The 26972-nt window shown below is 72.1% G+C and carries 24 protein-coding genes, 1 pseudogene and 1 riboswitch; of the genes and pseudogenes, 12 read left to right on the forward strand and 13 right to left on the reverse strand.

Going from position 1 to position 26972, the window contains the following annotated elements; all coding sequences use genetic code 11:
* Positions 1–5: 5 nt before the first annotated feature.
* A riboswitch (cobalamin riboswitch) is annotated at positions 6–215 on the reverse strand.
* 180 nt (positions 216–395) lie between these two features.
* From QFZ64_RS26570 to QFZ64_RS26605, 8 genes are all read left to right on the forward strand, one after another.
* Positions 396–749 (forward strand): metalloregulator ArsR/SmtB family transcription factor, encoded by a 354-nt coding sequence (locus tag QFZ64_RS26570; protein ID WP_307069886.1) that lies wholly within the window; start codon positions 396–398, stop codon positions 747–749.
* Between the two features lie 131 nt (positions 750–880).
* Positions 881–1282: a cell division protein SepF gene (locus tag QFZ64_RS26575; protein ID WP_307069887.1), complete on the forward strand. Its 402-nt coding sequence runs from the start codon at positions 881–883 to the stop codon at positions 1280–1282.
* Between the two features lie 159 nt (positions 1283–1441).
* Positions 1442–2620, forward strand: coding sequence for an ATP-binding protein (locus tag QFZ64_RS26580; RefSeq protein WP_307069889.1), 1179 nt, complete (start codon positions 1442–1444; stop codon positions 2618–2620).
* A gap of 101 nt (positions 2621–2721) precedes the next feature.
* Positions 2722–3084 carry a nucleotide pyrophosphohydrolase gene (locus QFZ64_RS26585; RefSeq protein WP_307071878.1) on the forward strand — a complete coding sequence of 121 codons (363 nt, stop codon included), beginning with the start codon at positions 2722–2724 and terminating at the stop codon, positions 3082–3084.
* 172 nt (positions 3085–3256) lie between these two features.
* Positions 3257–3736: a DUF6099 family protein gene (locus QFZ64_RS26590; protein WP_307071880.1), complete on the forward strand. Its 480-nt coding sequence runs from the start codon at positions 3257–3259 to the stop codon at positions 3734–3736.
* 247 nt (positions 3737–3983) lie between these two features.
* On the forward strand, positions 3984–4904 hold the full coding sequence (locus tag QFZ64_RS26595) for an LLM class F420-dependent oxidoreductase (protein ID WP_307069891.1): 921 nt from the start codon (positions 3984–3986) through the stop codon (positions 4902–4904).
* 210 nt (positions 4905–5114) lie between these two features.
* On the forward strand, positions 5115–6668 hold the full coding sequence (locus tag QFZ64_RS26600) for a 3' terminal RNA ribose 2'-O-methyltransferase Hen1 (RefSeq protein ID WP_307069893.1): 1554 nt from the start codon (positions 5115–5117) through the stop codon (positions 6666–6668).
* Entirely contained in the window at positions 6665–9289 is a 2625-nt protein-coding gene (locus QFZ64_RS26605) for a polynucleotide kinase-phosphatase (protein WP_307069895.1), read from the forward strand. The genes QFZ64_RS26600 and QFZ64_RS26605 overlap by 4 nt, the downstream gene beginning before the upstream one ends.
* Positions 9290–9334: 45 nt before the next feature.
* Here the strand turns inward: QFZ64_RS26605 and QFZ64_RS26610 are convergent, their stop codons facing one another.
* The 7 genes from QFZ64_RS26610 to QFZ64_RS26640 all read right to left on the reverse strand — a co-directional run bounded on the left by QFZ64_RS26610 (position 9335) and on the right by QFZ64_RS26640 (position 17815).
* Positions 9335–10963 (reverse strand): MFS transporter, encoded by a 1629-nt coding sequence (locus QFZ64_RS26610; protein ID WP_307069897.1) that lies wholly within the window; start codon positions 10961–10963, stop codon positions 9335–9337.
* Between the two features lie 171 nt (positions 10964–11134).
* Positions 11135–12571 (reverse strand): amino acid permease, encoded by a 1437-nt coding sequence (locus tag QFZ64_RS26615; protein ID WP_307069898.1) that lies wholly within the window; start codon positions 12569–12571, stop codon positions 11135–11137.
* A 195-nt stretch (positions 12572–12766) separates the two neighbouring features.
* On the reverse strand, positions 12767–13774 hold the full coding sequence (gene argF, locus QFZ64_RS26620) for an ornithine carbamoyltransferase (RefSeq protein ID WP_307069899.1): 1008 nt from the start codon (positions 13772–13774) through the stop codon (positions 12767–12769).
* Between the two features lie 152 nt (positions 13775–13926).
* Positions 13927–15156, reverse strand: coding sequence for an arginine deiminase (locus tag QFZ64_RS26625; protein ID WP_307069900.1), 1230 nt, complete (start codon positions 15154–15156; stop codon positions 13927–13929).
* Between the two features lie 96 nt (positions 15157–15252).
* Positions 15253–16209, reverse strand: coding sequence for a PaaX family transcriptional regulator C-terminal domain-containing protein (locus QFZ64_RS26630; RefSeq protein WP_307069903.1), 957 nt, complete (start codon positions 16207–16209; stop codon positions 15253–15255).
* 194 nt (positions 16210–16403) lie between these two features.
* Positions 16404–16931 (reverse strand): FcoT family thioesterase, encoded by a 528-nt coding sequence (locus QFZ64_RS26635; RefSeq protein WP_307069904.1) that lies wholly within the window; start codon positions 16929–16931, stop codon positions 16404–16406.
* Positions 16928–17815, reverse strand: a complete 888-nt coding sequence (locus tag QFZ64_RS26640) for a TauD/TfdA family dioxygenase (RefSeq protein ID WP_307069906.1) — start codon at positions 17813–17815, stop codon at positions 16928–16930. The genes QFZ64_RS26635 and QFZ64_RS26640 overlap by 4 nt, the downstream gene beginning before the upstream one ends.
* Before the next feature lie 345 nt (positions 17816–18160).
* Here QFZ64_RS26640 and QFZ64_RS26645 point away from each other — a divergent pair, with 345 nt between their 5' ends.
* On the forward strand, positions 18161–18625 hold the full coding sequence (locus QFZ64_RS26645) for a DUF6299 family protein (protein WP_307069908.1): 465 nt from the start codon (positions 18161–18163) through the stop codon (positions 18623–18625).
* A gap of 450 nt (positions 18626–19075) precedes the next feature.
* Entirely contained in the window at positions 19076–20095 is a 1020-nt protein-coding gene (locus tag QFZ64_RS26650; protein ID WP_307069910.1) for an NADPH:quinone reductase, read from the forward strand.
* Between the two features lie 328 nt (positions 20096–20423).
* Here QFZ64_RS26650 and QFZ64_RS26655 read toward each other — a convergent pair whose 3' ends face one another.
* Positions 20424–21155, reverse strand: a complete 732-nt coding sequence (locus QFZ64_RS26655) for an SDR family oxidoreductase (RefSeq protein ID WP_307069912.1) — start codon at positions 21153–21155, stop codon at positions 20424–20426.
* A 70-nt stretch (positions 21156–21225) separates the two neighbouring features.
* Between QFZ64_RS26655 and QFZ64_RS26660 the strand changes: the two genes are divergently transcribed.
* Positions 21226–22083, forward strand: a complete 858-nt coding sequence (locus QFZ64_RS26660; RefSeq protein WP_307069914.1) for a LysR family transcriptional regulator — start codon at positions 21226–21228, stop codon at positions 22081–22083.
* A gap of 38 nt (positions 22084–22121) precedes the next feature.
* Here the strand turns inward: QFZ64_RS26660 and QFZ64_RS26665 are convergent.
* The 4 genes and pseudogenes from QFZ64_RS26665 to QFZ64_RS26680 all read right to left on the reverse strand — a co-directional run.
* Positions 22122–22307: pseudogene (locus QFZ64_RS26665) on the reverse strand (hypothetical protein); the annotation flags it as partial.
* A gap of 168 nt (positions 22308–22475) precedes the next feature.
* Positions 22476–22841: a S26 family signal peptidase gene (locus QFZ64_RS26670; RefSeq protein ID WP_307069916.1), complete on the reverse strand. Its 366-nt coding sequence runs from the start codon at positions 22839–22841 to the stop codon at positions 22476–22478.
* A 207-nt stretch (positions 22842–23048) separates the two neighbouring features.
* On the reverse strand, positions 23049–23237 hold the full coding sequence (locus tag QFZ64_RS26675) for a DUF397 domain-containing protein (protein WP_307069917.1): 189 nt from the start codon (positions 23235–23237) through the stop codon (positions 23049–23051).
* Positions 23234–24085 carry a helix-turn-helix transcriptional regulator gene (locus QFZ64_RS26680; RefSeq protein ID WP_307069919.1) on the reverse strand — a complete coding sequence of 284 codons (852 nt, stop codon included), beginning with the start codon at positions 24083–24085 and terminating at the stop codon, positions 23234–23236. Before QFZ64_RS26680 ends, QFZ64_RS26675 begins: the two co-directional genes overlap by 4 nt.
* A 157-nt stretch (positions 24086–24242) precedes the next feature.
* Here QFZ64_RS26680 and QFZ64_RS26685 point away from each other — a divergent pair, with 157 nt between their 5' ends.
* The gene (locus tag QFZ64_RS26685; protein WP_307069921.1) at positions 24243–24701 is read left to right on the forward strand and encodes an ATP-binding protein; all 459 of its coding nucleotides are present in this window, start codon (positions 24243–24245) and stop codon (positions 24699–24701) included.
* Positions 24702–25406: 705 nt separating this feature from the next.
* Here QFZ64_RS26685 and QFZ64_RS26690 read toward each other — a convergent pair.
* Positions 25407–26936 carry a UDP-N-acetylglucosamine 1-carboxyvinyltransferase gene (locus QFZ64_RS26690; RefSeq protein WP_307069923.1) on the reverse strand — a complete coding sequence of 510 codons (1530 nt, stop codon included), beginning with the start codon at positions 26934–26936 and terminating at the stop codon, positions 25407–25409.
* Positions 26937–26972 lie beyond the last annotated feature (36 nt).

A 26972-nucleotide genomic window follows, 5' to 3' on the forward strand; every position in this document is an offset into this window, starting at 1 on the left:
TGGATCACTTCGTGAGATGCCGTGGCCGGTCTCCTGGCTGACGGGTCGACGCGCCCGCCCCAACCTTCCCAGCCACGCGTACGCACGGCCAGTGGCGCCGCCCGGGGGCGGCAGGGACGGGAACTCCCCGATCACAGTGGCGAGGGCCGCTCCGGACTCGACCCCCGAGGGGGCCTGCACCGGTCTTCCCGAACACCACGGCCCGGCCACCATAGGGCCCGTCCGTCATCACCTGCAAGACTGCATATCTGCGCAGGTGTTGCGGGTGCGGTGGCGGGTGCGGCGAATCACCTGCCAGGTCCGTCCCCGGCCTTCCTCGGCCGGAAAGCGCGGAACCGGCGGACCGAAAGCGCGGAACCGGCCGCGGTCCGCCGTCCGCCTGGAACAATGCCCGCATGCATCTCGTCCCCGCCGACCGTGCGGACCGGCGCACCATCGACGGCCACCGGGTGTGCGACGCCATCGCCGCCATCGGTGAGCCGGAGGCCGTACGCGCCTGGGCCGACCGCTTCTCCCTGCTCGCCGACCCCGGTCGGCTCTCCCTCCTGCTGGCGCTGGACCGGACGGGCCCGCTCGCCGTCTCCGACCTCGCCATCGCCACCGGCATGAACGACCCGGCGGTCTCGCAGGCGCTGCGGCTGCTGCGGACGGCGGAGGTGGTGGCGGGGGAGCGGCAGGGGCGGATCGTGCGCTACCGGGTGATCGACCCGGTCATGCTGGAGCTGTTGAAACTGGTCAGAACCACCTGAAATACCCCGCCGTGGCGGGCGGGTGCCTGCACCAGAGGCGTCGCGGACCGTGTCGCGTTCGGCCGATCGGGTGACGATACGTAAGAATATGCCCCGTGCAGACGACCAGTGCGAGCCGACGGGGAGGGCCGGTGAACAGCCACGATGTCACCGACGAACAATGGGAGGGGCTCGCCCAGGTCGTGCCGCTGCGTGGCCGGGACTCCTGGCCGTCGGCGGTGGACCACCGCTCCTACGACCACCGGGCCTACGCCGAGGCCGAGACGGAGGCCAGGCGCAGGTTCGTCGTCCTACGGGTCAACGTGTTCGCGGACGCCCGCGACGTCGCCGAGACACTGATGGCCGGGGTCCCGGTCCTCCTCGACCTCACCAACGCGGAGACGGAGGTCGCCAAGCGCGTCCTCGACTTCAGCACGGGCGTCGTCTTCGGCCTGACCAGCGGCATGCACCGCGTGGACAAGAACGTCTTTCTGCTGACCCCGCCCGACACGGAGGTCACTCCGTCCCATACGGGGGCCGCGCGGCCGAGTTGAGCGTGCGGGGCCGTCCCCGCCTCCGCGCCCCGGCATCCCATCGGCACGGCAGCACGGCAGTCCGGCAGTCCGGCAACCGATCCCGTTCCGTACCCCGTTCGTGCGAAGCCCTTCGCAGCGGAACGGTTCGCCAGCCGCGCCGCCGTCTACGGTCCCCGCATGCACGCGCCCCCACCGCCCGCAGGCACCCGGGCCGACCCCGTCCCCGCGCGGACCCCCGCCACCCTCCGCCCCCACCTCACCGAACTCAACCTCTCCGCCTACGCCGGGCACCGCCGCGTCAGCCTCCCCCTGCACCGCTTCACCCTCCTCGCCGGGCCCAGCGGCAGTGGCAAGTCCCGCGCCCTGGAGGCCTACGCCGCGCTCGCCCGGCTCGCCGCCGGGGCCGACCTCGCCGAGGCGTTCCCGGCTCCGGGAACGTGCGTGCCCCGTTCCGCCCGCCCCGACCCCCAGCGCCGCCGCGGCTTTCGCATCGGCTGCACCGCCGACGGCCCGGTCGGCCCCGTACGTCTCGACGTGGCCGTCCAGGTCGAACCCGAACTACGCCTCGTCGGCGAACGGTTGACAGCCGGTGGAGTGCCGCTCCTGCAGTCCGCGCTGCGCGACCCCGGCCGTCCCGTGGTGCAGGCCGCCTGGCACACCGCCGGCGCCGCCCCGGTGACCAGGGGCCCGCTGCCCGACGACCGGCTCGGCACCGCTCTGCTCCCCTTGCGCGTCGCCGGGGGCACGGACGGGCAGCGCAGGGTACTGGCGGCGGCCGAGCAGATGGTGGTCGCCCTGCGCTCGGTGTTCCCCTGCGATCCGCGCCCCGAGCGGATGCGCGGCCCGGTGGAACCCGGTGCCGGCCGGCTGCTGCCCGGCTGCGACAACCTCGCCGACGTGCTGTCCCGGACCCGCGAGGAGTGCGGGCAGCGGCACGCGCTGCTGGTCGCCGCCGTCCGCGCCGGCATCGCGGGCACGGTGACCGGCCTACGGGCGGAGAGGGACGACGACGGCCGGCTACGGGCCCGCGTGGACCGCGGCGACGGCTCCCCGGCCACACCGCTGGAACTGCTCGGCGACGGCGAACTGCGTTACTTGGCCATGGCGTTGGTGCTGCTCACCGGGCCCGGAGTCCTGGAGGTGGACCCCGTCGGGGAGGTGCCGGCGGCGCTGCAGAGCCTCACCGTGCTGGCGGACGATCTCGACCGCTCCCTGGACCCGCACCAGACGAGGGAACTGGCACGGCTGGCGGCGCGCATGTGCGAGCGCGGTCACATCCGGCTGATCGGGGCGGTCTCCGACGCCTCCCGTGTGGCCGGGGCGGAGGGCGTGACGGTGGTACACCTGGGCGCGTGAACGAACACGCCCAGGAAGCACCCACACATGACGCACCCACACATGACGCGCGCACGAGTGACGCGCAACTCCACGACGCGCAACCCCACGACCGACACCCGCTGAATCTGGCCCATTTGCAACGGCGCCTCGTGGACTTCGCGGCGGCGCGCGGCTGGTGGCCGCACCACACCCCGAAGAACCTGGCGGCCGCGCTGAGCGTGGAGGCGTCCGAGCTGCTGGAGATCTTCCAGTGGCTGACACCGGAGCAGTCGGAGCGGGTGATGGCGGACCCGGAGTCGGCGCACCGGGTGCGGGACGAGGTCGCTGACGTGCTCGCGTACCTGCTGCAACTGTGTGAGCGACTGGACGTGGACCTTCTCACGGCGCTGGACGAGAAGATCGACCGCAACGAAAGCCGCTTTCCGCTGCCCGCGCCCGCGCACGAACCGGCGCCCGCGCCGGAGCCCGCGCCGAAGGGCTGACCCGCCTCCAGTTATCACTCTCCGTAGCAAGTAAGTTGTCCGTGAGGGGCTTGCTGTCCACAGATTTCGGACTACCTCTGGCTTTTCGACTGGATGACCTTCACTCTGGGTAGTGAACAAGGGAGTTCGGGTGGGCGTGCGACGAGTGCGCCGGAGGGAGCGGGGGCAGCGCATGGACGCGGTGCGGCTCATCATGCAGAGCAGGCGTGCCCTGACCGGGAGCGAGGACGCGTTACGGATCACGGCGGAGGCGTGGCAGGCCTACGCCCTGGCGCAGGCGATCGGCAGCCGCCTCGCGGTGTCCGGCCCGCCGCAGCTCCGGGGCGAGGCGCTGGGACTGACGGAACTGGCGGGAAGGGGGTGCGGGGTCCTGGACGCCCCGCCGCCACTCGTCAGCGACCTGCGTGCCGCGCACCTCACCGAACTGGGTGACGCGCGCACCGCCCTGCTGGAGCTGGGCTCGCTCCTCGTGGAGGTGGCCATGGCTCTGGTCGCCCTCGCGAGCACGGCGGGGGAGGACGGGGCGTACTGGCAGTGCATGGAGGCGATCGACGCGGCGGACGAGTCCCGCGACCGCGTCCGGGAGATGCTCCGCCGCCTGGCCCTGACCGAAGAGGAGAAACCCACCCCCTGGGACGCGGCCCTGGGCTGACCCCGGCCCACGACGCGCCCGCGCGTCCGACGGAGCGGAACGGCGACCTGGCCGGGCCGCCCGACCCGGCGGTGTGGCCCGGGGGGCCCGACCCGGCGGCACAACCTGCCGGTCCGGCCCGGCCCAGCGGCGCGGTGCGGGCGGCCCCGGACCCCCGCCCCGGGGCCGCCCCCGGACCGCATCCCCCACCACCGCCGTTCCGCACCCCCGTCGCGCCCCGCCCTCACCACCGGGCAGGATGGACGGCATGGACCTCCGCATCTTCACCGAACCCCAGCAGGGCGCCGACTACGACACCCTCCTCTCCGTCGCCAAGGCGACGGAAGACCTCGGCTTCGATGCCTTCTTCCGCTCCGACCACTACCTCGCGATGGGTGACGCCGACGGCCTCCCCGGCCCGACCGACGCCTGGATCACCCTCGCCGGCCTCGCCCGCGAGACCAGCCGCATCCGCCTCGGGACCCTCATGACCGCCGGCACCTTCCGGCTGCCCGGCGTCCTCGCCATCCAGGTCGCCCAGGTCGACCAGATGTCCGGCGGCCGCGTCGAGTTCGGTCTCGGCGCGGGCTGGTACGAGGACGAGCACAAGGCGTACGGCATCCCCTTCCCGAAGGAGAAGTTCGGCCGTCTGGAGGAGCAGCTCGCGATCGTCACCGGTCTGTGGGCCACGAAGCCCGGCGAGACGTTCAGCCACCACGGCACGTACTACGACCTCACCGACTCGCCCGCGCTGCCCAAGCCCACCCAGCCGAAGATCCCGGTGCTCATCGGCGGCATGGGCGCCACCCGGACCCCGCGTCTGGCGGCCCGGTACGCGGACGAGTTCAACATCCCCTTCGCCTCCCTCGCCGACAGCGAACGCCAGTTCGCCCGGGTCCGGGAGGCCGCGAAGGCGGCCGGCCGCGACGCCGACGAGCTGACGTACTCCAACGCGCTGGTCGTCTGCGTCGGCAAGGACGACGCCGAGGTCGCCCGCCGCGCCGCCGCGATCGGCCGCGAGGTCGACGAGCTGAAGGAGAACGGCCTGGCAGGCTCCCCGGCCGAGGTGGTCGACAGGATCGGCCGCTTCGCGGAGATCGGCTCCACCCGTTTCTACCTCCAGGTCCTGGACCTCTCCGACCTGGACCACCTGGAACTGATCTCCTCCCAGGTCCAGTCCCAGCTCTGAAACCGGAACTCCCCGGAACTCGGACGGGGGGCGGAAAAATAGCTGATGACCGGCGTGCCGCTCGCTGTAGGTTGGGGTGGCACGCCGGGTCCGGAACACCCGTACGGGTCCGTGACCGGCGTCTTCCGGCGACGCGCCACCACCGCGCCGCACTCGCCGCACACCCACCTGAGGCCCCGTTCTCCGGGCCCCGTCCCGAGGTCGATCCCCGTGTTCCTGACGATCAGCACCACCGGCACGCCCGAGCGCCCCGCGACCGATCTGGGCCACCTGCTGCACAAGCACCCGGACGCCGCGCAGACGTTCTCCACCTCCTACGGCACCGCGCACGTGCTCTACCCCGAGGCGGACGATCGGCGCTGCACGGTGGCGCTGCTCCTGGAGGTCGACGCGGTGGCGCTGGTCCGGCGCGGCAAGGGCAAGGGCCGCGGCGGCGCACCCGACGCCGCGCTCGCCCAGTACGTCAACGACCGCCCGTACGCCGCCTCCTCCCTCCTCGCCGTCGCCCTGAGCAGCGTCTTCTCCAGCGCCCTGCGCGGTGTGTGCAGGGCCAGGCCCGAACGCGCCGCCGAGCCGCTGCCGCTGCGCATCGAGATACCCGCGCTGCCCGCCCGCGGGGGCGCCGCGCTGGTCCGGCGGCTGTTCGAGCCGCTCGGCTGGGCCGTCACCGCGGACCCGGTGGCACTGGACGCGACGTTCCCCGAGTGGGGCGACTCCCGCTACGTGCGCCTGGTCCTGGAGGGCGAGACGCTCACCCTCGCCCAGGCGCTGCGCCAGCTCTACGTACTGCTCCCCGTCCTCGACGACGCCAAGCACTACTGGGTGTCGTCCGACGAGGTCGACAAGCTGCTGCGGGCCGGCGAGGGCTGGCTGCCCGCGCACCCGGAGCAGCGGCTGATCGTCGGCCGGTACCTCACCCGGCGCTGGTCGCTGGCCCGGCAGGCCATGGAGCGGCTGGAACTGGTGCGGCTCGCCGAGACGGACGACAGCGAGGTCGAGGAGATCGACAACGCGGTCGCGGCCGAGACCGAGGAGGAGGAGCGGCCCACCCCGCTCGCCGTGCGCCGCCGCGACGCGATCGTCGCCGCGCTCCGACGGCACGGTGCCGCCCGCGTCCTCGACCTGGGCTGCGGAGAGGGCCAGTTGCTGCGCACGCTGCTGCGGGACCCCGGCTTCACCGAGGTCGTCGGTGTCGACGTCTCGGTGCGTGCGCTCACCATCGCCTCCCGCCGGCTCGGCCTGAAGCGCATGGGGGAGCGGCAGGCCGCGCGCGTCCGGCTGCTCCAGGGCTCGCTGACGTACACCGACAAGCGGCTCAAGGGGTACGACGCCGCCGTGCTGAGCGAGGTGATCGAGCACCTGGACCTGCCCCGGCTGCCCGCCCTGGAGTACGCGGTGTTCGGCGCCGCCCGCCCCCGCACGGTCCTGGTGACGACGCCGAACGTCGAGTACAACGTCCGCTGGGAGAGCCTCCCGGCCGGGCACGTGCGCCACGGCGACCACCGCTTCGAGTGGACCCGCGCGGAGTTCCGTGACTGGGCCGCCGCGGTCGCCGAACGGCACGGCTACGCGGTCGAGTTCGAGGCGGTGGGGCCGGAGGACGACGAGGTCGGCCCGCCCACCCAGATGGCCGTCTTCACACAGCGCACCAGCACGGAGAAGACCGACCGGACCGACCGCACCGAGCAGGGCGCACGGACCGAGCAGCGCGCACGGACCGGGCAGGACGAGCGGAACGACAAGGGAGAGGAGAAGGCGGCATGACCGAGAACGACCGGCACGGCGACCAGCGGGGCGACCGGCACGGCGACCGCCCGCACGACCGACGGGCCCGCGCCCTCCCCGTCACCGACCTCTCCCTCGTCGTCCTCGTCGGTGCCTCCGGCTCCGGCAAGTCCACGTTCGCCCGGCGGCACTTCAGGCCCACCGAGGTGATCTCCTCGGACTTCTGCCGCGGCCTGGTCTCCGACGACGAGAACGACCAGAGCGCCACTCGCGACGCCTTCGACGTGCTGCACTACATCGCCGGCAAGCGGCTCGCCGCCGGCCGTCGCACCGTCGTCGACGCCACCAGCGTGCAGCCGGACGCCCGCCGGGCCCTGATCGACCTGGCCCGGGCGCACGACGTGCTGCCCATCGCCGTCGTCCTCGACGTGCCCGAGGAGGTGTGCGCCGCCCGCAACGCGGCCCGTGCCGACCGCGCCGGCATGCCGCGCCGTGTCATCCAGCGGCACATCCGTGAACTCAGGCGCTCGCTCAGGCAGTTGGAGCGCGAGGGCTTCCGCAAGGTGCACGTCCTGCGGGGCGTGGAGGAGATCGAGACCGCCACCGTCGTCACCGAGAAGCGGTACAACGACCTGACCGACCTCACCGGCCCCTTCGACATCATCGGTGACGTCCACGGCTGCTCCGCCGAACTGGAGTCGCTGCTCGGCAGGCTGGGCTACGCGGATGGTGTGCACCCGGAGGGCCGTACGGCCGTCTTCGTCGGCGACCTCGTCGACCGCGGCCCCGACTCGCCGGGCGTGCTGCGCCGGGTGATGTCCATGGTCCGGTCGGGCAACGCGCTGTGCGTGCCCGGCAACCACGAGAACAAGTTCGGCCGCCACCTCCGCGGCCGCCAGGTCCAGCACACCCACGGACTCGCCGAGACGGTCTCGCAGATGGAGGGCGAGAGCGAGGAGTTCGTCCGCGAGGTGCGGGAGTTCATCGACGGACTGGTCAGCCACTACGTCCTCGACGGCGGCCGGCTCGTCGTCTGCCACGCGGGGCTGCCCGAGAAGTACCACGGCCGCACCTCCGGCCGGGTCCGCTCGCACGCCCTGTACGGCGACACCACCGGGGAGACCGACGAGTTCGGCCTGCCCGTGCGCTACCCGTGGGCCGAGGACTACCGGGGCCGCGCGGCCGTCGTCTACGGCCACACCCCGGTGCCCCGCGCCACCTGGCTCAACAACACGATCTGCCTGGACACCGGCGCCGTCTTCGGCGGACGACTCACCGCGCTGCGCTGGCCGGAGCGCGAGCTGGTCGACGTGCCCGCCGAGCGCGTCTGGTACGAGCCGGCGAAGCCGCTGGCCTCCGAGGCCCCCGGCGGGCACGAGGGCCGGCCCTTGGACCTGGCCGACGTGCACGGCCGCCGGGTCGTCGAGACCCGGCACGCGGGCCGGGTGGCGGTGCGCGAGGAGAACGCGGCGGCCGCGCTGGAGGTCATGAGCCGCTTCGCCGTCGACCCGCGCCTGATGCCGTACCTGCCACCGACCATGGCGCCGTCCGCCACCTCGCACCGGGAGGGCTACCTGGAGCACCCGGAGGAGGCGTTCGCGCAGTACCGGGAGGTCGGCGTGGAGCGGGTCGTGTGCGAGGAGAAGCACATGGGCTCGCGCGCCGTCGCCCTGGTCTGCCGCGACGCCGCGACGGCCGCCGAGCGGTTCGGTGTCCCGGGCGGCCGGTCCGGCGTCCCGGGTGGCGCCGACGGGCCGACGGGCGCGCTGTACACCCGGACGGGGCGGCCGTTCTTCTCCGACGCGGCCCTCACCGAGTCGGTCCTCGACCGGCTGCGCGCGGCCGTGGGCGCCGCCGGGCTCTGGGAGGAGCTGTCCACGGACTGGCTGCTGCTGGACGCCGAGCTGATGCCGTGGTCGCTGAAGGCGTCCGGGCTGCTGCGCGGCCAGTACGCGGCGGTCGGCGCCGCCGCCGGGGCCGTGTTCCCGGGCGCGCTGGCCGCGCTGGAGGGTGCGGCGGGCCGGGGTGTCGACGTGGGCGGGCTCCTGGAGCGGCAGCGGTCGCGGGCGGCGGACGCGGAGGCGTTCACCGAGGCCTACCGCCGCTACTGCTGGCCGACCGAGGGGCTCGACGGGGTCCGCCTGGCCCCCTTCCAGGTACTGGCCGTGCGGGACCGCAGCCTGGCAGCGCTCCCGCACGACGAGCAGCTCGCGCTGCTGGACCGGCTGGTCGAGCACGACACGGGCGGACTCCTCGCCACCACGCGCCGGCTGTACGTGGACACCGGCGACGAGAACTCGGTGCGCGCGGGGGTCGACTGGTGGCTGGAGATGACCGCGCGGGGCGGCGAGGGCATGGTCGTCAAGCCGGTCGGCGCGGTGGTGCGCGACGGACAGGGACGGCTGGTGCAGCCCGGCATCAAGTGCCGGGGCCGGGAGTACCTGCGGATCGTCTATGGTCCCGAGTACACCCGCCCCGACAACCTCGCCCGCCTGCGCAACCGCTTCCTCAACCACAAGCGCTCCCTGGCGCTGCGCGAGTACGCCCTGGGCCTGGAGGCCCTGGACCGGCTCGCGGAGGGCGAACCGCTCTGGCGGGTCCACGAGGCGGTGTTCGGCATCCTGGCACTGGAGTCGGAACCGGTGGACCCGCGCCTGTAGGGCACGGGGGCCGGGGCGCCCTGAGGCACCTCGGCCCGCACGCGGTCAGTGGGCCGGGACCTCTTCGGCGGCCCCGGCCCCGGCCCCGGGGATCGCGGCCTCGTCGTCCCCGGGGCGGGGGCCGTTCTCCGGGCCGCGCACGACGACGAGGACGAACAGCGCGACCATGACGGCGGCGCCCACCCACATGGCCTCCTGCCATCCGTCCACGAAGGACTGCCGCGCGGCGCGGAGCAGGGCCTGGGCGTGCGGGCCGGCGCCGGGCGCCACTTCCACGGCGTTGGCGATGCCCTCCCGGGCGGTGTCGGCGGTGCCCCGGGGGACACCGTCGACACCGCCCAGCCTGTCGTCGAGGGCGCGCCGGTAGCCGGTGGCCACCAGCGCGCCGAGCACCGCCACACCCAGCGCGGTGCCGAACTCGCGGGTGACGTCGTTGAGGGCGGAGGCCACGCCCTGCTGCTCGCCGGGCAGGGCGCCGGTGATGGCCTCGGTGGAGGGTGTCATCGACAGGCCCATGCCGGCTCCCATGGCGACCAGACCGCCCAGCACGGACGGGTAACCCCCCTCGACCGAGACGAACAGGCCCATCGAGGCGAGGCCCGCGGCGGCCAGTGCCACGCCCGCGGCCATGGTGGAACGGGCGCCGACCCGTGCGGCCAGCCGGGGGGCCAGCCCGGACGCGGCCATCATCACGACCGCCATGGGCATCATCGCCACGGTGGAGAGCAGGCCCGACCAGCCGAGCACGGCCTGGAGATACGGGAAGAGGACCACGGCGACACCCGCCTGGACGCCGAAGACGACCACCAGGGTGAGTGAGCCGCCGGCCATTCCGCGGTGGCGGAACAGCCGGACGTCCAGCAGCGACGCGTCCCGGCGGTGCAGCTCCCAGGCGACGAAACCGACGGCCGCCAGGAGCCCGGTGCCGAGGCCCGCCAGGGTCACCGGGGCGGTCCAGCCGGGCTCGGGGCCCTCCTGCAGGACGAAGATCAGACCGGTCACGGCGACGCCGGACACCACGGCGCCGACGGTGTCGAAGGAATGGGGTGAGCGAGCGCGGGAGTCGGGCACCGAACGCCACGTCATCGTCAACGCCACGGCGGCAAGGACCACGGGCAGGGCGAAGAGCCACCGCCAGTCGGCGACGTCGACCAGGAGCGCGGACAGGAACATGCCCAGGATGCCGCCACCCCCGGCCACACCGGTCCACACACCGATCGCCCTGCCCCGCTGCTCCTCGGGGAACGTGGAGGTGATGACCGCGAGCGTGATCGGCATGATCATCGCGGCGCTCAGGCCGGCGACCACCCGCGCGGCGATCATCACTTCCGCCGAGGGGGCGAGTGCCGCGACGACGGCGGCGGCGGCGAAGAGGAGCAGTCCGGTGATCAGTACGGGCTTGCGGCCGAGCCGGTCGCCGATGGCGCCGAGCGGCAGCAGCAGCGCGGCCAGGATCAGGGTGTAGACATTGATGATCCACAGGACGGTGGTCGCCGAGGCGTCGAACTCCACGGCCATGTGGGTCTGGGCGACGTTCAGCCCGGACACCGACGCGATGACGGCCATCAGGGCGAGGGACACGGCGACCAGGATGGTGCGCAGGTGACGTGCGTCCGGGACGTGCTCGGCGCCCGTCGGTGCGGCCGTCGGGTGGAAAGGCTGCTCGGTACTCATGGTCCGACGCTAGGGGCGCGTTGCGGCACGGGCATACGACGTTGCTCATCCCGCAAGAAGATGAGAGGCGGGTCGGCCCGGCGCGCAAAGGGACGGCTCCGCACGCGAGAGAGGGCGGCTCCGCGTGCCCGGGCGGGCCGCCCCGTGCGCGGAGGCGAGCGGCCCGCCCGCTCAGGACAGGCGGGAGCGGCGGCGGCCGTACGCCGCGTACACCGCGCACCCGGCCGCCAGGAACGCCGCGAACTGCCACCACGCCGCCCAGCCGGTCTCGTACATCAGGTAGAGGCAGCAGCCGATGCCGAGCAGCGGTACCACGGGGTACAGCGGCACCCGGAACGTGCGGGTCAGGTCCGGCTCGCGCCGCCGCAGCACCATCAGCGCCGCGTTCACCGCCGCCATCGTCGCCAGTGTCCCGATCGTGCACAGGCCCACGACCGCGTCCAGCGAGCAGAACGCCGCCGGCACCGCGAAGACGATGCCGACGATCAGCGTGCCCGCCACCGGGGTGGAGGTTCGCGGGGAGACCCGGGCGAAGATCTTCGGCACCAGGCCGTCCCGGGACATGGACATCAGGATGCGGCTCTGCCCGTACAGCACCGCCAGCACCACCGAGGCGATCGCCACGACCGCCCCGAAGGCGATGACCCCGCCGCCGACGGCGGAACCGGTCACCTCGTTCACGACGTACGACAGCGCGGCGGGCCGTCCGCCGACCCGGTCGCCGCCGACCGCCCCGATCGCCGCGATCGCGACCGCGCAGTACAGCACGGTGACCAGGCCGAGGCAGACCAGGATCGCGATCGGGATGCTGCGGCGCGGATCGCGGGCCTCCTCGCCGGCCGTGGTGATCGCGTCGAAGCCGATGTAGGAGAAGAACGCGGCGGTGGTGCCCGCGCCGATGCCGCCGAGCCCGTCCGGGGCGAAGGGGAGGAGGTTGCCGTCCCGGAAGGCGCTGAACCCGATGGCGCAGAACAGCAGCAGGACGACCAGCTTGAGCACCGCCATGGCGGCCGTCGCCCGCGCGCTCTCCCGCACCCCGCGCACCAGGAGCAGACAGGCCAGGGCGATGACGACGACGGCGGGCAGGTTGACCGCCCCGCCGTCGCCGGGCCCGGCGGACAGCATGTGCGGGAGCTGGTGACCGGTGAGGCTGTGCAGCAGCTCGTTGACGTACTGGCTCCAGCCGACCGCGACCGCGGAGACGGAGACGCCGTACTCCAGCAGCAGACACCAGCCGACGAGGAAGGCCGCGTACTCGCCGAGTCCGGCGTAGGCGAAGGAGTACGAGGAACCGGCGACCGGGATCGCGCCGCCCAGCTCGGCGAAGGAGAACGCGGTGAGCACGCAGGTCAGGGCGGCCAGTATGAACGAGACGACGACCCCGGGTCCGGCCTGGGCGACGGAGTCGGAGAGCCCCACGAAGATGCCGGTGCCGACGATGGCCCCCACACCGAAGCAGATGAGCTGGAAGAGGCCCATGGTCCGCTTGAGGCCGTGCCCGTCCGGGTCGCGACCGGCCTCGGCGACCAGCAGGGCGGGGGACTTGAACCGGAGCGGGTTGTGGAGCGGTTCGCGGAGCGGGCTGGCGGGGGGCGCCGAGTTGTGCATGGGGTGGTGCTCTCTGTGCTGGTACGGGCACGGCGGGGTTGGGCCGCGCGATGGCGGACCCCGGAAGGGGTGGTTCGGGGGTCCGCGGGGTGGTGCGGGTGGTGCGGGTGGTGCGGGTGGGGCGAAATGCTGCGGGACAAAGCGTAGGGGACTCGGGCCGGCCCGTGCGCCGAGGACTCGGGCCGGCCCGTGCGCTCAGGCGAGCGTGGCGACCAGGACCGCCTTGATGGTGTGCATCCGGTTCTCCGCCTCGTCGAAGACGACCGAGTGCGCCGACTCGAACACCTCGTCGGTGACCTCCAGCTCGCTCAGCCCGTGCCGCTCGTGGATCTCGCGGCCGACGACCGTGCCGAGGTCGTGGAAGGCGGGCAGGCAGTGCAGGAACCTGACGTCCGGGTTCCCCGTCGCCCGCAGCACGTCCATGGTCACCGCGTACGGGCCGAGCAGCGCGATCCGCTCGTCCCAGGTCTCCTTCGGCTCGCCCATCGACACCCACACGTCGGTGGTGACGAAGTCGGCCCCCCGCACGCCCTCCCGCACGTCCTCGGTGAGCGTGATCCGCGCCCCGGACGCCTCGGCGAGCTCCCGCGCGGCCGTGACGACCGGCTCCTCCGGCCACAGCGACTTCGGCGCCACGATCCGTACGTCCATGCCGAGCAGCGCGCCGGTGACGAGATAGGAGTTGCCCATGTTGTTGCGGGCGTCGCCGAGGTAGGCGTACGCGATCCCGGTGAGCGGCTTGTCGCAGTGCTCGGTCATGGTGAGCACGTCGGCGAGCATCTGGGTGGGGTGCCACTCGTCGGTGAGCCCGTTGTAGACGGGCACCCCGGCGAACGCGGCCAGTTCCTCCACGACGGCCTGGGCGTGCCCCCGGTACTGGATCGCGTCGAACATCCGGCCGAGCACCCGCGCGGTGTCCTTCACGGACTCCTTGTGCCCGATCTGAGAGCCGACCGGGTCGAGGTAGGTCGTGGCGGCGCCCTGGTCGGCGGCGGCGACCTCGAAGGCGCAGCGGGTGCGGGTGGAGGTCTTCTCGAAGACCAGCGCGACGTTCTTCCCGCGCAGGTACGGCGTCTCGGTCCCGGCCTTCTTCGCGGCCTTCAGCTCGGCGGCGAGCGCGAGAAGCCCGCGGAACTCGTCGGCGGTGAGGTCCGCCTCCTTGAGGAAGTGGCGGCCGGCGAGGGCGGTCGGGACAGTCGCCATGGGGTGCTCCAGGGGTACGAGGGCGGGGCGGCGGCCGGAGGGACCGGTCGACAGGGCGAATGGAAGTCTATACGACGGTCCACATTTCTATACAGTGGGTCGGCGCCTCTCCCCGCAGGCGGCCGGTGGCTCGCCGCCGGGGGGCTTCCCCTTCACTGCCGCACCGGATCCCGCTCCACCGGGCAGCTCATGCAGCGCGGCCCGCCCCGGCCCCGGCCCAGTTCGCTGCCCGGGATCTCGATCACCTCGATGCCCTGCTTGCGCAGATGCGTGTTGGTGGTGGCGTTGCGCTCGTAGGCGACGACGACGCCCGGCTCGACGGCGAGCACGTTGCAGCCGTCGTCCCACTGCTCGCGCTCGGCGGCGTGCACGTCCTGCGTGGCGGTCAGCACGCGGATCTCGCTCAGCCCCAGCGCCGCGGCGATCGCGCGGTGCATGTGCTCCGGCGGATGGTCGGTGACCTTCAACTCCTTGTCGTCGACGCCGGGTTCGATGGTGTACGAGCGGAGCATGCCGAGCCCCGCGTACTGGGTGAACGTGTCGCCGTCGACCATCGTCATCACGGTGTCCAGATGCATGAAGGCGCGGCGCTTGGGCATGTCCAGCGCCACGATGCTGCGCGCGGAGCCCGCGGCGAACAGCTTGTGCGCGAGCATCTCGACGGCCTGCGGGGTGGTGCGCTCGCTCATGCCGATCAGGACGGCGCCGTTGCCGAGGACGAGGACGTCGCCGCCCTCGATGGTCGACGGATAGTCCGCCTGGCCCTCGGACCAGACATGGAAGTCGGCGTCCCGGAAGAGCGGGTGGTGCCGGTAGATCGCCTCGAAGTGCACGGTCTCGCGGCGGCGGGCGGGCCTGCGCATGGCGTTGATCGAGACCCCGTCGTAGATCCAGGCGGAGGTGTCCCGGGTGAAGAGGTGGTTGGGCAGCGGGCGGAGCAGGAAGTCGTCCAACTCCATGACGTGGAAGCGGACGGAGGTGGGCTCCGGGTGGCCGTCCAGGAACTCGCGCTTGGTCATGCCGCCGACGAGGGCCTCGGCGAGGGCGGGGGAGGCCATGCCGGCGAAGGCATCCCTGAGGTGGTCGGTGGCGAGGGGCCCGTACTCCTTCTCGTCGAAGACGCGGTCCAGGACGAGGGTCCGGGCGGCGGGGACGCGCAGGACGTCGACGAGGAGGTCGCCGAAGAGGTGGACGGCGACACCGCGGTCACGGAGCACGTCGGCGAACCCGTCGTGCTCCGCGCGGGCGCGGCGGACCCAGAGGACGTCGTCGAACAGGAGGGCGTCCTTGTTACTGGGCGTGAGCCTTTTCAGCTCGAGGTCCGGCCGGTGCAGGATGACCCGGCGAAGCCGGCCGGTCTCGGAGTCGACATGGAATCCCATGCCTCCATCCTGACCGGTTCACGCGGGTTGTATCCCGGGCCGGTGCGGGAGGACGCGCGGCATCACGGGGCGCGACGGGCCACGCACCCCCGGCTGTCACGCACTGTCGCCGCCCGGTTCCTCTTCGTCCCGGCTGTCCGGTTCGTCTCCGTCCCGGCCGTCCGGTTCCTTTCCGTCCCGGCCGTCCGGTGTCGTGGGGTCCCGGCCGTCCGGGGTGACGCCCGCGAATTCGGCGCCCGCGTCGTGCAGCCGGGTGCGCAGGGCGTGGAAGACCGCCGCCGAGCGGCCGCCCGGCCAGTCGGCCGGCAGGAGGGCGGCCGGCAGTCCCGGGTCGGCGTACGGCAGACGGCGCCAGGAATCCAGGGCGCGCAGATAGTCGCGGTACGCCTCTTCCGGAGGGGTGTCCGCGCGTGCCTGCCAGGCCCGCAGCACGGGGGCGTGGCGGGTGAGGAAGGCCTCGTGCTCCCGGGCTATCGCGGGCAGGTCCCACCAGCGGGTCACCGCGCCGGCGGTCGGCGCGAATCCCAGGTGCTCGCCGCGGAACAGGTCCACATATCCCTCCAGCCCCAGCCGCCGCAGCGTGTGCCGGGCCTCCTCGTGCAGCCGGGCCGGGGCGATCCACACGCCGGGCGCGGCCGTGCCGAAGCCGAGCCCGGCCAGCCGGGAGCGCAGCACGTGCCGCTTCTGGCGTTCGGACTCCGGCACCGAGAACACCGCGAGCACCCAGCCCTCGTCGTCCGGGACGGCCGTCGCGTAGACGCGCCGGTCGGCGTCCTGGAGCGACCGGCGGGCCTCCGGGGAGAGCCCGTAGCCCGCCGCGCCGGTCACGGTGCGCGCCGGAAGCAGCAGCCCGCGCCGTTTCAGCCGCGAGACCGACGACCGCACGGACGGGGCGTCGACGCCGACCGCCGCGAGCAGCCGGATCAGTCCGGCCACGGGCACCGGTCCGGGGACATGCCGCCCGTACGCGTCGTAGAAGGCGACGATGAGGGAGCGCGGGGTGTGCGGGGAGGGAGGGGGAGAGGGGGCGGGCTGTTCGTGCACGATGATCATTTTAGATCGTCCGCACCGCCTCATGATCATTAGCCCGGGGCCCGGCGACGACCGGACGGTGGCCCGACGGCCCGACGCGAGCCCGCCCTGCCGCCCGACCGCGGCGACGCGCGGGAGACGCCAGGGCGGGGAAGAGGGACGCCGGGGCACGGCCGTGTGCCCCGGCGGGCACATGTGCCGCGGCCCCGTCGTCCTCAGGCGGTGGGCTGGGGCAACCTGGTGAAGACGATTTTCCCGGTGCCGTCGGCGGCCCCGTTGTCACCGTCCCAGAACGAACACGTGGTTTCCATCGACATGATGGACGAATTGTTCGGTCGCGCGGACACCCGGGGCTTCTGGAACACGATCTCGCCCTCGAACGAACGAGGATTGATCATCCGGCGGAAGCGACTGCTGAGCCGGTAGATCAGTACGTCCGACAATTGCCGTTCCCAGAAGTCCGCCATCGACCACGCGGAAAAGGCGTCGAGAAGGTCGTCCTCGATGCATTTCGCGAGCAGGTAATAGCCGAGCTGGTTGTAGCAGATGTTGAACTCGACCGCGTTGAAGTGCCCGGTGTTGTCGATGTAGCACGATTCCGCGATGCTGAACCGGCCCCGTGCGCTCACCCCGTCCCCCTGCCTGGTCACGTCGGCGTCCCGCAGGTACCGGCTGTGGTCCCGGTAGGGCCGGAGCACATGGCCGATCAGCTCCCGGTCGCGGATCTCCTCCTGTGTCCTCATCGGGTGGCTCCGGTTCCGAAGAACGGCAGGCCGTCGTGCACGGTGACCCGGTACGACTGGGCGGGCTCGGGCTTGGGATTGTGCAGCGCGCGATGCACGAGCGTCCGGTTGTCCCACAGCAGCAGATCGCCCTCGGTGAAGGTCTGCAGGTGGATGTGCGGATCGGTGAAGCCGGTGTCGAGCTGGCCGCTGAGCTCGAGTACCTCCTGGAGGATCTCCGGCGGCAGCCGGTTGCCGTCGGGGTCGATGAAGCCGAACGCGCCGGCCTCGCTGACGTAGAGGACCTCCTCGCCGGTCACCGGGTGGGGGAAGACGGTCGGATGGAAGACCGGCGGAGTGGCCAGCTCGATGTCGGCCTGGACCTCGTGGATGGGCCGGTACACGTCGGTGGGCCGGATCTTGACGTAGCGACGCGGGCTGTGCTCGACCACGGTGCCGCGCAGTCGGTCCTTCAGCCGGTCGGGCAGTTCGGCGAAGACCTTCGCCATGTCGATGTAGTACGTGCCGCGGTTCTTCTTGGGCACGACCTGCGGGTACGTCATCGTGATGCCGAACGGTTCCGGCATGAAGGAGTAGTCGGCATGCCAGAACTTGCCGGTCTGCGGCACGCCCTTGACCCCGTCGCCCGGCTTCGTCCCGGAGACGAAGATCTCCGGGTGCTCCGGGTGGTGGTACATCGGCTCGTAGTACACCTCGATGGTGCCGAGCGCCCGACCCAGCGCGACCAACTCCTTCGGCTCCAGGCTCTGCTCCTTGAGCAGCAGGAGGCGGTGTCGGTACATCGCGCCCTTGAGTTCCTCGATCTCGGCGTCGGTGGTGCCGCTCAGGTCGAAACCGGTGACGGTGGCCCCCATCAGGTGGCCGGTGTTCGGGTTTATCTTCACGTGCGATCCTTTCTACGAGTGCGCGGGCGTCGGAAACAGGCAGCCGTGGCCCCGTTGTCGCAATCAGTGGGGCGGACTCAGTGGGGCGGACATCTCTTGTCACGGCGCCGGATTTCATGCCGCTCACCCGCCTTAACGACGTTAAGTGCGGGCGATTTCGAGTATGCCTTTAACGACGTTAAATTGTCAACGCGTGCACGCTCGATGTGCCCGTTCGTGCTCCGTGGGCGTGACCCGGAAGAGTGACCCGGGGGAGTGACGGTGCCGTCTTCCGCGTGACCCCTTCCAGGGCGGTGGAAGGTAACCGGCGACCCCCGTCCGCCTCGCTCTCGCTCAAGGAGCCCCATGCGCCGGCCCCTCCTCCCCGCGGCCCTCACCACCGCCCTGCTCCTCGTCGCAGCGCCCGCGGCCACCGCGTCCCCCGCAGCCCCCGCCCGTACCGCGACCGTCGCCCGTACCGTGGACTCCTCCGCCTACGAGATCGCCGTCGACTCCACCGCCCTGCTCACCTCCGCCGGGCACCCCACCCTCACCGGCAGCTACCGCTGCACCCCCACCGCCGGCCCCGTCTTCGTCTCCGCCTCCCTCTCCCCGTCCGACGCGCGCGTCCATTACGGCATCGGCAGCACCTCCGCCCTCTGCGACGGCGCGACCCACCGCTGGACCCGCACCGACACCGGCACGCGCACCTACGCGGCCGGTGCGGCCCACGTCCAGGTGGGCCTGGTCGAACTGAGCGCCACGGGCCTTCCCCTGCCCCACGTCCACCGCATCGCCGAGCGCACGGTCACCCTGACAACCGCACCGTGAGAGCCGCCGGACGAGGACGAGCGGGAGGAAGTGGAGGGAGGTGAGGAGAAGTGAGGGACTAGCCCGACAATCCTGTCCTCTGTCCAGCTCGACCGCCCGCACCCCGCCGCGACGGGGTCGTCGCGCCGCTCCGCCGACGCCGTGATGCGCGAAGCACCGCGCCCCGAGGACGACGTCCCGGTCAGAGCGGTCCTGCATGGCTGCTGCGCCACCAGCGCCCCACGCGCCCGACGTGCACTCGGCCCCGTTGCCCCCGACGCACGGAAATGATCAGCGGCCCGCGCGTGTTGTCCTCCGCGCAAGCTGCGACCGAAGCCGCAACCGACCCCAACGCCCCGTCGCGCCCCGCCCGGTGGACCGCGTGGTGACGGACGAGATCACGAACCCGAGCACGAACTTGAACGTGGACCCGGACACGGGCCCGCACACGGACAAGGACAAGGACGGAACATGAAGGCCATCATCTACCGCGCCAACGGTGGTCCCGAGGTGCTGGAACTCGTCGAGCGCGACCTGCCCGCGCCCGGCCCCGGCGAGGTGCGCGTGCGCGTCGCCGTCTCCGGGGTCAACCCGACCGACTGGAAGAGCCGCGAGGGCGCCAACGGCCCCAAGGCGTTCCCCGAAGTCACCCCCAACCTGGACGGCGGCGGCACGATCGACGCCGTGGGCGAGGGAGTGGACGCCGGCCGCGTGGGGGAGCGGGTCTGGCTCTACCTGGCCGCCGCCGGGCGGCCCACCGGTACCGCCGCCGAGTACACCGTCGTACCCGCCGAACGGACCGTCCCGCTGCCGGACGGGGTCGACTTCGACGTCGCCGCCTCGCTGGGCGTGCCCGCGCTGACCGCGCACCGCGCGCTCACCGTCGCCGAGGACGCGCCGAACCGGCTGGCGCCCGGCGCGCTGGAGGGCAAGGTGGTGCTCGCCGCGGGCGGCGCCGGCGCGGTCGGGCACGCGGTGATCCAGCTCGCCCGGTGGGCCGGGGCCACGGTGATCAGCACGGTCAGCGGCCCGGAGAAGGCCCGGCTGGCCACCGCCGCCGGCGCCCACCACGTCGTCAACTACCGCGAGGGCGACCCGGCCGCCGCCATCCGCGCGCTCGCCCCGGACGGCGTCGACATCGTCGTCGAGGTCGCGCTGGGTGCCAACCTGGACCTGGACCTGGCCGTGCTGGCGAACCGCGGCACGATCGCCACGTACGCCAACGACGGCAGCAAGCCGGTCGCACTCGACGTACGCCAGAACATGACTCTCAACACGAGGTTCCAGTTCCTGGTCCTCTACACGGTCGGCCCGGCGGCGCTCACCGCGGGCGCCGAGGACGTCGTGGCCGCACTCCGGGACGGCGCCCTCCCGGTCGGCGAGGAACACGGCCTGCCCCTGCACCGCTTCCCCCTCGCCCGCACCGACGACGCCCACCGCGCGGTGGCGGACGGCGCGGTGGGCAAGGTCCTGGTCGACGTGGGGGAGTGACGGACCGGCGGCCGGGGGAAGGACGGACCGTGCGCCCCGCCCCCGGCCGTACGCTCAGGCGAGCATCATCTCCACCGGCAACTTCCACTGGCTCGGCTCGGATCCTTGGTCGGGCGATCGATCTTCCGTTCGTTGCGCGGCAGGCTGCCAGCCGAGTACCCGGCCAAGGCTGCCTGGCGGTCCGCCACCCTTCCGTCGGCTGTTGCCGGGGCGGTCCGGCGGGTAACCCGGGCGCTGCGGCCCGTCGAGCGCCGGCGCGGTCTCCGGCTCGCCCATCCCGTCCGGGCTGACCCCCACCACCCCGTCCCCCGGTTCCCTGACAGGCTGCTCACCAGGGAACCGGGCCGTGCTCGTCGAAGAAGCCGCCGGTCGGTCCGTCATCGGGCAGCGTGGCGAGCCGGACGACCACGGCCGCGCCGTCGGCCGCGGTGCGGGTGAGGCCGGGGAACGCGGTGGTGAAGTCGGTCACACACGGCCCCGGGTCGGCGGCGTTGACCAGGATGTCGCGGCTGCGCAGTTCCTTGGCGTACTGCACGGTCAGCGAGTTGAGTGCGGTCTTGGACGGGACGTACGCGGCCATCGGGGGCCGGGTCGTGAAGTAGTCCTCGGGATCGGTCATCCGGGCGATGGAGCCCAGTCCACTGCTGACATTGACGATCCGGGCTGCGGAGGAGCGGGCGAGCAGCGGCAGCATCGTGGTGGTCACGCTGATCACGCCGAACACGTTGGTCTCGAACACCTCGCGTACCGCGGGCAGTTCGACACTGCCAGGGCTCTGGGCGGCGAGGTCGCCGGAGATGCCGGCGTTGTTGACCAGGATGTCCAGCCGGCCGAAGCGTTCCTCGATCCAGCGGGCGGCGGACAGGACGCCGGCGTGGTCGGTGACGTCCAGGGTGACCGGATACACCCGCGGGCCCAGGTCGGCTGCGGCTGCCGCACCGCGGTGCGGGTCGCGCGAGGCCAGCAGGACGTGCGTGCCGAGCGAGGCGAGCCGGGCTGCGACCTCGCGCCCGATGCCCTTGTTGGCACCGGTGACCAGGGCGATCGTGGATTCTGTCATGCGTTCAGCCCACCACGGGGGCGGCCGGGAGTTCCAACACCGATCAGGTACGCGGCGATACCGTGCGGGTATGGAAAGACTGGAGGTCCGCGAGCTCGTCTACTTCACCGCTGTCGCCGAGGAACTGCACTTCGGTCGGGCGGCCGCCCGGCTGGGGATGGCCCAACCGCCGCTCTCCCGCGCCATTCAGCAGCTCGAACGACGGCTGGGCGTAGCCCTGTTGGAACGTGGCGGTCGCCGGATCGCACTGACCGAGGCGGGGGCCGTCCTGCTCCGCGAGAGCCGTACGGTGCTCGACGCCGCGTCGGCCGCGGCGCGCCGCACCGTGCGGGCCGGCCGCGCCGACCCGCGTCTGGTCCTGGTCATCAAGCCGGGCGGCGACGGTGGCCTGCTGCCCGCGATCCTCGACGCCTACCAGGCTGAGCCGGGTGCGCTGCCGGTCGAGCTGGTGTGCAGCTTCGGCGAGCGTGAGATCCTCCTGCGGGAGGGCCGTGCCGACGCCGCCCTGCTTCACCGCCCCCACCCCGACCTCACCGGCCTGGACACCCAGGACCTCCTGACCGAGACTCAACTTCTCGTGGTGCCGAGTTCGCATCGCCTCGCGGGCCGTACCCGGGTCTGCCTGAACGACCTCGCCGGGGAGCCCCTGCCGCGCTGGCCCGGGGCATCCGAGGGCGGCTCACACGGGCCCGAGGTCCACGACCTTGCGCAGCTTCTCCACCTCATCGCCTTGGGCCGCATGGTCGCCGTCCTCCCCTCCTCCATCCGCGGCCAGCTCCGCGACGACCTGGTCGCTGTCCCAGTCGATGATGCCGAGCCCACCACGCTCGTCCTCGCCTGGCCCGAGCACGCCACCTCCCCGGCCCTGGCCGCCTTCGTCCGCGCGGCCGCCGCCGTGGCGGGCAAGGCGACGGGCCACGGCGGGTAGAGCGGGGAGACACGCGGGGTGAGAGGCACCCTCGCCCATGCTCGCAGTCGCCGGTCGTCGGCATGGCGGTTTCGCCAGACGACGTAGCGGCGGATCATGCTGCCCTGTCCTTTGTGGGCGGCGTGGTCGGTGCCGTCGAGGGTGAAGTAGCGCAGGGCCGCGAACCGGGCCTCGATCCGGTTCAGCCAGGAGGAGTTGGTCGGTGTGCAGGCGATCTCCACGTTCCGTAGTCCGGATCGCGGGAGGTCTTCCAGGTCTTCAGGCGTTGAAAGGAGACGCCCTCCTCGCGGAGCAGAAGGCCGCCGGCCCTCGTCGTCATTGATCTCGCGGACGCGCACTCGTTCTGCCACCCGCATAGCCTGGCGGCCCGATGCCGCTGGAGCGTCACAGCTTCAGGAGGAGTCCTCGGAGGCGGCCGTGAGCGTCTTGTCCACAGCTCCTGACCGGGTGGCACCGTCGACTGCCACACAGATACCGAAAACACGATCGTGGCTGGTCCATCCGTTGACGCGGCCACGGTTGTCGCTGATCTGCACCCGCTTCCTGGCAGGGTCCACAGACGACACCAGGTGCAAGTAGACCGTCCCGGCGACACGGGCGAGGACAAAGTCCCCGACCTCCAACTTCGACGGGTCGACCGGAGCAACGACCACCTGCTGCCGACTGCGTATCAGCGGGACCATCGAGGAGCCGCTGGGCCGGAACGTCACGGTGGCCCCGCCAGCAACCCTGCCTGCCACTGCATCCGATGCACCCATCCGATGATCGTGGCAGATGCTTCCGCACCACCCCACCGATTCACTTCGTTGGAGCGGACCCGCGGGGCCGTCCTGTGCGTAGCTCCCGGCGGCCCACTTCGGACGCTCCTCGGCACCGAAGTCATCCGCCCGCGGCCGGTCCGAGCATCTCGCCGAACGGCGAACGCCCCGCACCGGAGTCCCGGCGCGGGGCGTCGGCCGTGAGGGTCAGCCGTGCGCGGCGTAGGTGATGAAGTCGCTCCAGGCGGTGGGGGAGAGGGCGAGCTCCGGGCTCCGCCGGTCCTTGGAGTCCCGGACGTGGATCGCCTGCGTGCCCTTCGCCACCTCGACGCAGGCGTCACCGTCGGAACCGCTGTAGCTGCTCTTGAACCAGGCCCGTTCGTCGATGCTGCTCATAGCGCTCCTCGAAGTTGCTTCAACAGGCTCCTGGAGTCTTCGGAGGTGAGAGCCTGTGAACGCAGTCTCGCATACCGCTGGAGCATGATGCTGACCTCCTTCGGATCCGTGATCAGCATGCCGCCACGCTGTCCCTCCGCGTAGCTGAACCACTTGTTGTCCGGAGACTCCAGGAGCATCAACGGCCCGTCGAAACCCGCGTGATCCGGTTGGTATCGCGGCATGATCTGCAGCTCGACGTTGAACTGCAACGACAGCCCCAGCAGATGGTCGAGCAACTCCCGCATCACGTCGGGGCCGCCCGTACCGCGTTCGACAAGGGCCTGCTCGACGATGAAGCTGAACGCGATGGGGGGCCTGCGCGCGAACAGTTGCTGGCGCTCCAGCCGAGCCGCGACCTGCTTGGCGACCTGCTCCTCGTCCTTCACGGGCGGCACGCTCTCGGTGACGGCTCGCGCGTATCGTTCGGTCTGGAGCAGGCCGGGAACCACCCGGCACTCGTAGGTCCACAGGGTCACCGCCTGCGCCTCCAGCCGTGCCCACTGCCGGAACCAACTGGCCAACCCCGCCTGCCGCGACAGGTGCGGAGCGGCCCTCCGCAGCGCCCCCGTCTCGCCCAGTGCCGTCTCCCCGCGCTCCACGAAGTCGCGGTCCGGCATCCGGCGGCCCTGTTCGACCGAGGCGACCGTGTGCTTGGAGAAGCCGACCAGGTCCGCGAACTCCTCACGGCTCAGGCCCGCGTGCTCCCGCAGGGCCTGGACGACCGCGCCGAAGGTCCGCAGACTGTCCGACACCCCGGGTTCCGCGCCCCCGGCCCCCGTCCCGTTGTCCGTGTTCTCGTAGGCCACCGGCCACCTCCCGTGCCACCCGCCGCCGTACCGCTTCCGACGGCGAACATCGTCACGCACGGTGATATGTACTGTCCACTGAAAGTGCGCGTACGCTGACGCAGCGTACGCATGCCCACGCTGGTCAACCCGTCCGTTCTGGCACCAGAGTGGGCATATGACACCACCGTCCATCTCTACGAGCCGCCAGAACCTCGTCACCGTACGTGTGTTCACTCAGCGGTTCAGCTCCACCCCGCGCGGTGCCCGCCTCGCCCGCCGGCTCGCACTGCACCTACTCGACACCTGGGGCGTGCCGTACGGCAGCGAGACGTCCGACACCGCCGCCCTGCTCGTCGCCGAGCTTGCCGCCAACGCCGTCACGCACGGCCGCGTCCCCGGCCGGGACTTCGAGGTCACCGCCAGGCTGCTCGGCCGGACCCTGCGCATCGAGGTCTCCGACACCCGGGGCGAGCTGCGGCCCCCGGCCCCCGGAGCGCCCCGACCCGCGCTCGGGCCGCTCGCGGAGACCGGCCGGGGGTTGCTCCTGGTGGAGACTCTCGCCGACCGGTGGGAGGTCCTCGACCGCGTCCCCGTCGGCAAGACGGTCGTCGCCGAACTGAACCTGCGGCGCTGACGGCACGCCGCCGCGCCGACGATTCGGGCGGGCGCGCTGACAGGCCATCATGCCGTCCATGAGCCGGCCCTGACACGGCAGCGGGCGTAGGAAAGGGCGGCGGAGGGCAGCGTCGGCGGTCCGGGGACCGGACGAGGCCGGGCGGCGAGACCCGGGGGGACGCCGTGCCGGAGGACGTCGACGGCGGGTCGAGCGCGCTCTTTCCACCGCTGAGGCCGCCCCTGGAGATCGGGTCGGACGGTCGGCCGAACGGCGTCGCGCTGGAGCTCCCCTCCGACGAGGAGGACGAGGCCTGCAGTGGCCCGGACGGCGTCTCCGCCCCGTTCCGGCCCGACAGCGTCAAGATCCTTACGGAGCCACCACCGTGGACCTGCCGCTGTCCCGGCTGCGGGCGGGCCTGCTGTGAACCCCACGTGTCACGACTGCGGGAAGCACCTGGGGCCTGTCCGGCGGACCTTCGCGGGCCCGCGACGCCTGGCGCGCACGCCCGCATCACGCCCGCATCACGTCCGCATCACGTCCGAGGTCTCAACGCACGAATTCGGGCCCGTGGAGCGTGGGCCGTAGCCCGCCGACGGCCCAAAGCCCCAGAGACGTCCCAGAGAAGCCGACGGCCCAAAGCCCCAGAGACGTCCCAGAGAAGCCGCCGCCCCCCTCCAGGTCGACTGAACAGCGGGTCGGGCGGGGTGCGGCGGCATCGTCGTCTCAGATGTCCCGGAACGTCTCGATCTGCGCGCCCACCGAGTTGAGGCGCTCGGCCAGTTCCTCGTAACCGCGGTTGATGACGTACACGTTGCGCAGGACCGACGTGCCCTCGGCCGCCATCATCGCCAGCAGGACGACGACCGCCGGGCGCAGGGCCGGCGGGCACATCATCTCGGCGGCGCGCCAGCGGGTGGGGCCCTCCACCAGGACCCGGTGCGGGTCGAGGAGTTGGAGGCGCCCGCCGAGGCGGTTGAGGTCGGCCAGGTAGATGGCGCGGTTGTCGTAGACCCAGTCGTGGATCAGGGTCTTGCCCTGCGCGGTGGCCGCGATGGCCGCGAAGAACGGCACGTTGTCGATGTTCAGGCCGGGGAACGGCATCGGGTGGATCTTGTCGATCGGCGCCTCCAGCTTGGAGGGGCGCACGGTCAGGTCGACCAGCCGCGTACGGCCGTTGTCGGCGACGTACTCCGCCGAGCGGTCGTGGTCCAGGCCCATCTCCTCGAGGACCGCGAGCTCGATCTCCAGGAACTCGATCGGCACCCGCCGCACCGTCAGCTCCGACTCCGTCACCACGGCCGCGGCGAGCAGGCTCATCGCCTCCACCGGGTCCTCGGAGGGGGAGTAGTCGACGTCGACGTCGATGGTCGGCACGCCGTGCACGGTGAGCGTGGTCGTGCCGATGCCTTCCACCTGCACGCCCAGCGCCTCCAGGAAGAAGCACAGGTCCTGGACCATGTAGTTGGAGGAGGCGTTGCGGATGACAGTGACGCCCTCGTGGCGGGCGGCCGCCAGCAGCGCGTTCTCGGTGACGGTGTCGCCGCGCTCGGTCAGCACGATCGGCCGGCCGGGCGTCACCGAGCGGTCCACCTGGGCGTGGTAGAGCCCCTCGGTCGCGGTGATGTCCAGGCCGAACCGGCGCAGCGCGATCATGTGCGGTTCGACGGTGCGGGTGCCGAGGTCGCAGCCGCCGGCGTACGGGAGCTTGAAATGGTCCATACGGTGCAGCAGCGGGCCCAGGAACATGATGATGGACCGGGTCCGGCGGGCCGCGTCCGCGTCGATGGCGGCCATCTCCAGCACGGCCGGGGGCACGATCTCCAGGTCCACGCCGTCGTTGATCCAGCGGGTGCGGACGCCGATGGAGTTCAGCACCTCCAGGAGGCGGTAGACCTCCTCGATGCGGGCGACCCGACGCAGCACCGTGCGCCCCTTGTTGAGCAGGGAGGCGCACAGCAGCGCGACACACGCGTTCTTGCTCGTCTTGACGTCGATGGAGCCGGACAGCCGGCGTCCGCCGACCACCCGCAGATGCATCGGACCCGCGTAGCCCAGGGACACGATCTCGCTGTCCAGGGCCTCGCCGATGCGCGCGATCATCTCAAGGCTGATGTTCTGGTTGCCGCGTTCGATGCGGTTCACGGCACTCTGACTGGTACCGAGCGCCTCGGCCAGCTGTGACTGCGTCCAGCCACGGTGCTGTCGTGCGTCACGGATGAGCTTGCCGATGCGTACGAGGTAGTCGTCTGACATGAGGTGAGACTATCTCAGATATGAGATGCGAGGCGC

The organism is Streptomyces sp. B3I8, assembly GCF_030816915.1.
Lineage (GTDB): Bacteria > Actinomycetota > Actinomycetes > Streptomycetales > Streptomycetaceae > Streptomyces.

Bases quoted from the DNA above. Each gene is read 5' to 3' on its own strand.
- QFZ64_RS26570 (WP_307069886.1), top strand. From the start codon at position 396: ATGCATCTCGTCCCCGCCGACCGTGCGGACCGGCGCACCATCGACGGC.
- QFZ64_RS26580 (WP_307069889.1), top strand. From the start codon at position 1,442: ATGCACGCGCCCCCACCGCCCGCAGGCACCCGGGCCGACCCCGTCCCC.
- QFZ64_RS26590 (WP_307071880.1), top strand. From the start codon at position 3,257: ATGGACGCGGTGCGGCTCATCATGCAGAGCAGGCGTGCCCTGACCGGG.
- QFZ64_RS26595 (WP_307069891.1), top strand. From the start codon at position 3,984: ATGGACCTCCGCATCTTCACCGAACCCCAGCAGGGCGCCGACTACGAC.
- QFZ64_RS26605 (WP_307069895.1), top strand. From the start codon at position 6,665: ATGACCGAGAACGACCGGCACGGCGACCAGCGGGGCGACCGGCACGGC.
- QFZ64_RS26610 (WP_307069897.1), bottom strand. From the start codon at position 10,963: ATGAGTACCGAGCAGCCTTTCCACCCGACGGCCGCACCGACGGGCGCC.
- QFZ64_RS26615 (WP_307069898.1), bottom strand. From the start codon at position 12,571: ATGCACAACTCGGCGCCCCCCGCCAGCCCGCTCCGCGAACCGCTCCAC.
- argF (WP_307069899.1), bottom strand. From the start codon at position 13,774: ATGGCGACTGTCCCGACCGCCCTCGCCGGCCGCCACTTCCTCAAGGAG.
- QFZ64_RS26625 (WP_307069900.1), bottom strand. From the start codon at position 15,156: ATGGGATTCCATGTCGACTCCGAGACCGGCCGGCTTCGCCGGGTCATC.
- QFZ64_RS26630 (WP_307069903.1), bottom strand. From the start codon at position 16,209: ATGATCATCGTGCACGAACAGCCCGCCCCCTCTCCCCCTCCCTCCCCG.
- QFZ64_RS26635 (WP_307069904.1), bottom strand. From the start codon at position 16,931: ATGAGGACACAGGAGGAGATCCGCGACCGGGAGCTGATCGGCCATGTG.
- QFZ64_RS26645 (WP_307069908.1), top strand. From the start codon at position 18,161: ATGCGCCGGCCCCTCCTCCCCGCGGCCCTCACCACCGCCCTGCTCCTC.
- QFZ64_RS26650 (WP_307069910.1), top strand. From the start codon at position 19,076: ATGAAGGCCATCATCTACCGCGCCAACGGTGGTCCCGAGGTGCTGGAA.
- QFZ64_RS26655 (WP_307069912.1), bottom strand. From the start codon at position 21,155: ATGACAGAATCCACGATCGCCCTGGTCACCGGTGCCAACAAGGGCATC.
- QFZ64_RS26660 (WP_307069914.1), top strand. From the start codon at position 21,226: ATGGAAAGACTGGAGGTCCGCGAGCTCGTCTACTTCACCGCTGTCGCC.
- QFZ64_RS26670 (WP_307069916.1), bottom strand. From the start codon at position 22,841: ATGGGTGCATCGGATGCAGTGGCAGGCAGGGTTGCTGGCGGGGCCACC.
- QFZ64_RS26675 (WP_307069917.1), bottom strand. From the start codon at position 23,237: ATGAGCAGCATCGACGAACGGGCCTGGTTCAAGAGCAGCTACAGCGGT.
- QFZ64_RS26685 (WP_307069921.1), top strand. From the start codon at position 24,243: ATGACACCACCGTCCATCTCTACGAGCCGCCAGAACCTCGTCACCGTA.
- QFZ64_RS26690 (WP_307069923.1), bottom strand. From the start codon at position 26,936: ATGTCAGACGACTACCTCGTACGCATCGGCAAGCTCATCCGTGACGCA.